Origin of the sequence: Patulibacter sp. NPDC049589 (genome assembly GCF_040675535.1) — a bacterium.
Taxonomy (GTDB): Bacteria; Actinomycetota; Thermoleophilia; order Solirubrobacterales; family Solirubrobacteraceae; genus Patulibacter.
The window spans coordinates 1-6,048 of sequence record NZ_JBFAPC010000237.1; the positions used below are offsets into that span (position 1 = coordinate 1).

General features: G+C 72.2%; 4 protein-coding genes and 2 pseudogenes. All 6 read left to right on the forward strand.

What is annotated here, in order from left to right:
- Positions 1–94: 94 nt before the first annotated feature.
- Complete coding sequence (locus tag AB0L40_RS25790; protein ID WP_364361345.1) at positions 95–1,315, forward strand: SIR2 family protein; 1,221 nt, start codon at positions 95–97, stop codon at positions 1,313–1,315.
- A 188-nt stretch (positions 1,316–1,503) separates the two neighbouring features.
- Complete coding sequence (locus AB0L40_RS25795) at positions 1,504–2,547, forward strand: sulfate ABC transporter substrate-binding protein (protein WP_364361347.1); 1,044 nt, start codon at positions 1,504–1,506, stop codon at positions 2,545–2,547.
- Positions 2,548–2,593: 46 nt separating this feature from the next.
- Positions 2,594–3,436, forward strand: a pseudogene (gene cysT / locus AB0L40_RS25800) (sulfate ABC transporter permease subunit CysT); the annotation flags it as partial.
- Positions 3,426–4,232: a sulfate ABC transporter permease subunit CysW gene (gene cysW, locus AB0L40_RS25805; RefSeq protein ID WP_364361349.1), complete on the forward strand. Its 807-nt coding sequence runs from the start codon at positions 3,426–3,428 to the stop codon at positions 4,230–4,232. The pseudogene cysT and the gene cysW, both read left to right, overlap by 11 nt.
- Entirely contained in the window at positions 4,229–5,281 is a 1,053-nt protein-coding gene (locus tag AB0L40_RS25810; protein WP_364361351.1) for a TOBE-like domain-containing protein, read from the forward strand. Before cysW ends, AB0L40_RS25810 begins: the two co-directional genes overlap by 4 nt.
- 346 nt (positions 5,282–5,627) lie before the next feature.
- Positions 5,628–6,048 (forward strand): annotated as a pseudogene (locus AB0L40_RS25815) (hypothetical protein); the annotation flags it as partial.

Sequence of the window (6,048 nt, forward strand, 5' to 3'; positions counted from 1 at the left end):
GCGTCGGGCAGCTGCCGTTCGCCGACCGCCGAATAGGCGGCCACCGTGGGCGGCATCAGCGCGAGCGCGAGCGCGGCACCACGCGCGACCAGGAGTGCCGACCGTCGGAGTGGGTGCCGGCGGCGGCCGCGACGTCCGCGGGGCCGTCCTCGCCGGCCAGATCGACGCCGCCCGGGCGACGCTCTCCGCCGAGGAGGGGCCGGACGTCGTGCTGGTCTGCTTCGACCACGAGCACTACGCCGCCGCGCAGCGCGCCCGCCGCGCCGCCGGGGTGGGCGCCGAGCTCGCCGCCGAGCTGGGCGACGACCTCCAGGCCCGGATCGAGGGCCTGGCCGTCCACGCCCGCGCCGGCCGGCTGGTGCCGTTCGTCGGGGCCGGGGTCAGCATGGGCGCCGGCCTGCCCTCGTGGGTCGGGTTGCTCGACGAGCTGATCGCCGAGGCCGGGATGGAGGACGACCGCGCCGCGCTGGACCGGGTCGACCTCCGCGACCGCGCCGCGCTGATCCAGAGCCGGCTCGGGGCGGGCGAGCTCGAGCGGATCCTGCTCGAGCGCCTGACCGCCGCCGACCGCGTCGCGCTCCAGCACCAGCTGCTCGCGTCGCTGCCGGTCACCGAGGCCGCGTCGACGAACTGGGACGACCTCTTCGAGCGCGCCTGGCGTGACGCCGGCGCCGGACGCGTGGCCCAGCTGCCGTTCGACGGCCAGACCGGGGCGGACCACTGGATCGTCAAGCTCCACGGGACCGTCCGGCACGGGCAGCTCCACGGCGTCGTGCTGACCCGCGACGACTACCTGCGCTTCGGAGCGGAGCGCAACGCGCTGGCCGGCATCGTCCAGTCGCTGCTCCTGACCCGGCACATGCTGTTCGTCGGCTTCGGGCTCAGCGACGAGACGTTCCACCGGATCGCCCACGACGTGCGCCAGGTGCTCGAGGACGGGTCCGGCATCCCCGAACGCACGGGCACGTCCTACGCCACGAGCCTGTCGCCGTCCCGGCACACGGTCACGGCGGAGCTCTGGAAGGGCCAGCTCGACGTCGTCTCGACCCGCCGGGCCGAGGACGGCGAGGGCCGCGCCGGCACCGCGCCCGCCGCCCGCCGCCTGGAGATCGCGCTCGACGTCCTCGGGATGCTCTCCGTCGACCCGCTGGGACACCTGCTGGACCCGTCGTTCGACGGGGCGCTGACGGCGGACGAGCGCCGCCTGGCCGAGGCGCTGCGGCGGTTCGCGTCGGAGGCCGACCCGCTGCTGCCCGCCGCGGGGCCCGCCGGCCGGGCGATCGGGCGGTGGCTGGATCGCATGCGCGAGCACTGAGCCCGGTTGCGTCGAGCCGACGCGGAGGCCGTCCGGGACCGGCGCCGGGCGGACGTCCCGTGGACGCCGTCACGGACGTGCGAACCCATTCCGGATCCGGCTTGCCGCATTCCGCTGGTGCATCGCCTAATATGCCGAAACTCGATCAGGGTTGCCACCCCGATCCGGCCCTCACGAAAGCGATCTCCATGCGCCCGACGCCACGACTTCTAGCGCCCGCCGCGCTCCTCGCCACCGCCGCCCTCGCCGGATGCGGCGGTTCCAGCGACAGCACCAGCGACACGAGCTCCGCCGCGGACTCCGGCCCGACGACGACGAAGCTCTCGCTCGTGGCCTACTCGACCCCCCAGGTCGTCTACGACGACGCCGGCCCCGCCTTCAAGGCGACGACCGCCGGCAAGGGCGTTCAGGTCTCGGGTTCCTTCGGCGCCTCCGGCGACCAGTCGCGCTCGGTGCTCAACGGCGCCAACGCCGACGTCGTCGCGTTCTCGCTCGAGCCCGACATGACGAAGCTCGTCAAGCCCGGCCTCGTGGCGGACGACTGGAACTCCGGCCCGAACAAGGGCTTCGTCTCCAACTCGGTCGCGACCTTCGTCGTCCGCAAGGGCAACCCGAAGAACATCACGACGTGGGACGACCTGATCAAGCCGGGCGTCAAGGTCATCACCCCGAACCCGTTCTCCTCGGGCTCGGCCAAGTGGAACCTGCTCGCCGGCTACGGCGCCAAGAGCGACGGCGGCAAGGACCCGGCCGCCGGCCTCGCGTACGTCAAGACGCTCCTGACCAAGAACGTCAAGCAGCAGCCCGCCTCGGGCCGCGACGCCTCGTCCGCGTTCACCACCGGTGACGCCGACGTCCTCATCTCGTACGAGAACGAGGCCATCACGCTGCAGCAGAAGGGCGCGAAGGTCGACTACGTCACGCCCGACGCGACGATCCTGATCCAGAACCCGATCGCGGTCACGGCGAAGAGCAAGCACCCCGAGCAGGCCAAGGCGTTCGTGGACTACCTGCTCTCGAAGCCCGGCCAGGAGATCTTCGCCAAGCACGGCTACCGGCCGGTGGACGACGCGGTGCTCCAGGAGCACGCGACGGAGTTCCCGCAGCCGAAGGGGATCTTCACGATCGACGACCTCGGCGGCTGGTCGAAGGTGAACGACGAGTTCTTCGACCCGGACAAGGGCTCGATCGCGAAGATCGAACAGGACGCGGGTGTCTCGACCTCGAAGTGAGCCGGTCGCGGCGGAGGGCCCCGAGCCCTCCGCCGCCTCCGGCACGGCGGTACCCGACCCGTCCGGCTCCTCTCGGCGCCGGGCGCGTCGGCGCCTTCCCGAGGGCACCATCGGGCTGGGCATCGGCTCCCTGTGGCTCAGCATCATCGTGCTGCTGCCGCTCGCGGCCGTCGCCGCGAAGGCGCTCGACGGCGGCCTGGGGGACTTCTGGGACGCCGCGACGGCCCCGGCCGCGCGCTCGGCCCTCGGCCTGACGCTCGTGGTCTCGGCGATCATCGCGATCGTCAACGCCGTCACCGGCACCCTGATCGCCTGGGTCCTCGTCCGCGACGAGTTCCCCGGCAAGCGCGTCGTCAACGCGCTGATCGACCTGCCGTTCGCGATCCCGACGATCGTCGCGTCGATCGTCCTGCTGTCGCTCTACGGCAGCGACAGCCCGCTGGGGCTGCACCTCATCGCGACGCGGCCGATCATCGTCATCGCGCTGATGTTCGTGACCCTGCCGTTCGTCGTCCGCTCCGTCCAGCCGGTGCTGATGGAGGCCGACCGCGAGGCCGAGCAGGCCGCTGCGACGCTCGGCGCGTCGAACCTCACCATCTTCCGCCGGATCATCCTGCCGACGATCGGGCCCGCCCTGCTGTCGGGGATCGGCCTGGCGTTCGCCCGCGCGATCGGCGAGTACGGCTCGGTCGTCCTCGTCGACGGGAACATCCCGTTCAAGACGCAGGTGACGTCGCAGTACATCGCGCAGCGGATCGAGAGCAACCAGGACGGCGCGGTCGACACCGCGGCGGCCGCCAACTCGATCGTCCTGCTGCTGATCGCCTTCTTCGTGCTGCTCGCGCTGCGCCTGATCGCCAACCGGGGGAGCCGCCACCATGCGCGTTAGCCGCCGGGCGCAGCTGTCGCTGCGGACCCTGGCCCTCGCCTACCTGACGATCCTGCTGCTGATCCCGCTGGGGATCATCTTCTACCGGACGTTCGAGCACGGGGTCTCGGCCGTCGTCGACAGCATCACGACGCCGGCTGCCGTCTCGGCCTTCTGGCTGACGATCGAGATCGTCGGCATCGCCGTGGTCCTCAACACGATCTTCGGGGTGCTGCTCGCGCTCGCGCTCGTGCGCAGCAAGATCCGCGGCAAGGGGCTCATCCAGGCCGTCGTCGATCTGCCGTTCGCGGTCTCCCCGGTCGTGGTCGGCGTGTCGCTGATCCTCGTCTACGGCACCAACGGGTGGTTCGGGACGTGGTTCGTCGACAACGGGCTGCAGATCATCTTCTCCGTCCCGGGCATGGTGCTCGCGACGATCTTCGTGACCGTGCCGTTCGTCGTCCGCGAGGTCGAGCCGGTGCTGCGCGAGATCGGCACCGAGCAGGAGGAGGCCGCCGCGACCCTCGGCGCCTCGCGCTGGCAGGCCTTCTGGCGGATCACGCTGCCGTCGATCCGCTGGGGCCTCGGCTACGGCGTCATCCTCACGATCGCCCGGGCGCTCGGCGAGTACGGCGGCGTCAGCCTGGTCTCGCAGTCCAAGCCCGGCGAGTCGCAGACCCTGACGCTGCTCGTCAAGAGCCGCTACGACAACCTCGACGTCTCGGGTGCGTACGCCGCCGCGACGCTCCTCATGGTCATCGCCGTGGTGGCGCTGATCGTCATGACCGTCCTCGATCGCAAGAAGACCAACGCATGAGCGACCCCGTCACCACACCGGACGGCGTCGGCCTCGGCGACGTGCCGACCGACCTCTCCGGCGACACGAGCCTGATCGCCGAGGCCGGATCCCACGCGATCGTCGTCACCGGGCTGAACAAGCACTACGGCGACTACCACGCGCTGCGGGACGTCGACCTGACGATCCCCAACGGGTCGCTGACCGCGCTGCTCGGGCCGTCGGGCTCGGGCAAGTCGACGCTGCTGCGGGCGATCGCGGGCCTCGAGATCCCGGACGAGGGCACCGTCGTGATCGGCGGGGAGGACGTCACGTTCATCCCGCCGCAGCGGCGCGAGATCGGCTTCGTCTTCCAGCACTACGCGGCGTTCAAGCACCTCAACGTGCGCGACAACGTCGGCTTCGGCCCGTCGATCCGCAAGCAGCCCAAGGCCGAGATCCGGGCCCGCGTCGACGAGCTGCTCGAGATCGTCGGCCTGGCCGGCTACCAGGAGCGATACCCGTCGCAGCTCTCCGGGGGCCAGCGGCAGCGCATGGCCCTGGCCCGCGCGCTCGCCGTGCAGCCCAAGGTCCTGCTGCTCGACGAGCCGTTCGGCGCGCTGGACGCGAAGGTCCGTGAGGACCTGCGCTCGTGGCTGCGGCGCCTGCAGGCCGAGACCGGCGTCACGACCGTCCTGGTCACGCACGATCAGGAAGAGGCGCTCGACGTCGCCGACCACATCGCCGTCCTGAACGCCGGTCGGATCGAGCAGTGGGGGACGCCGCGCGAGGTCTACGAGGCCCCGGCCAACGAGTTCGTGATGACCTTCCTCGGGCCGACCGCGACGCTCGAGGGCCAGCTCGTCCGGCCGCACGACCTGGTGCTGTCGCTCGAGCAGCAGGAGGGCTCCGTGCCGGTCACGGTGGAGCGCGTCGTGCACCTCGGGTTCGAGGTCCGGGTCGAGCTGCGGGACAGCCGCGACGGCCAGCTGTCCGCCCAGACGACCCGCGGCGAGGCCGCGCGTCTGAGCCTCGACGTCGGTCAGCGCGTGTTCGTGCGCACCGGCCAGGAGCCGGTTCCAGGCTCGTAGTCCGGCGGCCCGCGGCCGCGTGGACCGGCCCGGGCCGAGGAGCCGAGGACGCCGCCGGCCCGTCCGGCGTCGACCGCGCAGCACCGTGGGCGGCCGGTCGGGTGCCGATCACGCAGTGCCCTGCCGGGTCGTCCGGCGCCGACCACGCAGCGCCCTGCCCGGTCGTCGTGCGCCGACCACGCGGGGTCCTGTCCGCTGGTCCGAGACGGGATGGGGAAGGGACTCCGTCGCGGCAGCGGATTGGCGCGTGGGCGTTCCTCGACCCCGGGTAGGTTGGGCGCACGGGTGACGGTTGTGCCATGCATGCGTGGGGCGGTCCGTCACCGATCCCCCCAGGAGGTCCCCCATGAAGATCCGTCCCCGACGGCCCTCACCAGCCATGCTGGTGGCCGTCCTCGCGCTGCTCGTCGCCCTCGGCGGCACCGCGACCGCGGCGTCCGGCCTGATCACCGGCCGCCAGATCGCCCCGTCGACCATCACCGGCCGCAACGTCGAGAACCGCTCGCTCACCGCGTCCGACCTCGCCCGCGGCACGGTCCGCACCGGCAAGACCGGCAAGACGGGGAAGACCGGCGCCACCGGCCCGGCCGGCACGACCGGGCCCGTCGGGCCTGCAGGCGCCAAGGGCGACGCCGGTGCGACCGGCGCCCTCGGCGCCGCCGGCGCGAAGGATGCGCAGCGGCTTGAGGTCCTGTTTGGTCCGCATCGCGGCGCGGACCTTCGGCATCCGGATCGCGACGTGCAGCACGATCGAGACGATCAGGACC

What these genes read in the sequence shown, in the direction of transcription:
- AB0L40_RS25810 (WP_364361351.1), top strand. Translation starts at nt 4,229, where the DNA reads ATGAGCGACCCCGTCACCACACCGGACGGCGTCGGCCTCGGCGACGTG.
- cysW (WP_364361349.1), top strand. Translation starts at nt 3,426, where the DNA reads ATGCGCGTTAGCCGCCGGGCGCAGCTGTCGCTGCGGACCCTGGCCCTC.
- AB0L40_RS25795 (WP_364361347.1), top strand. Translation starts at nt 1,504, where the DNA reads ATGCGCCCGACGCCACGACTTCTAGCGCCCGCCGCGCTCCTCGCCACC.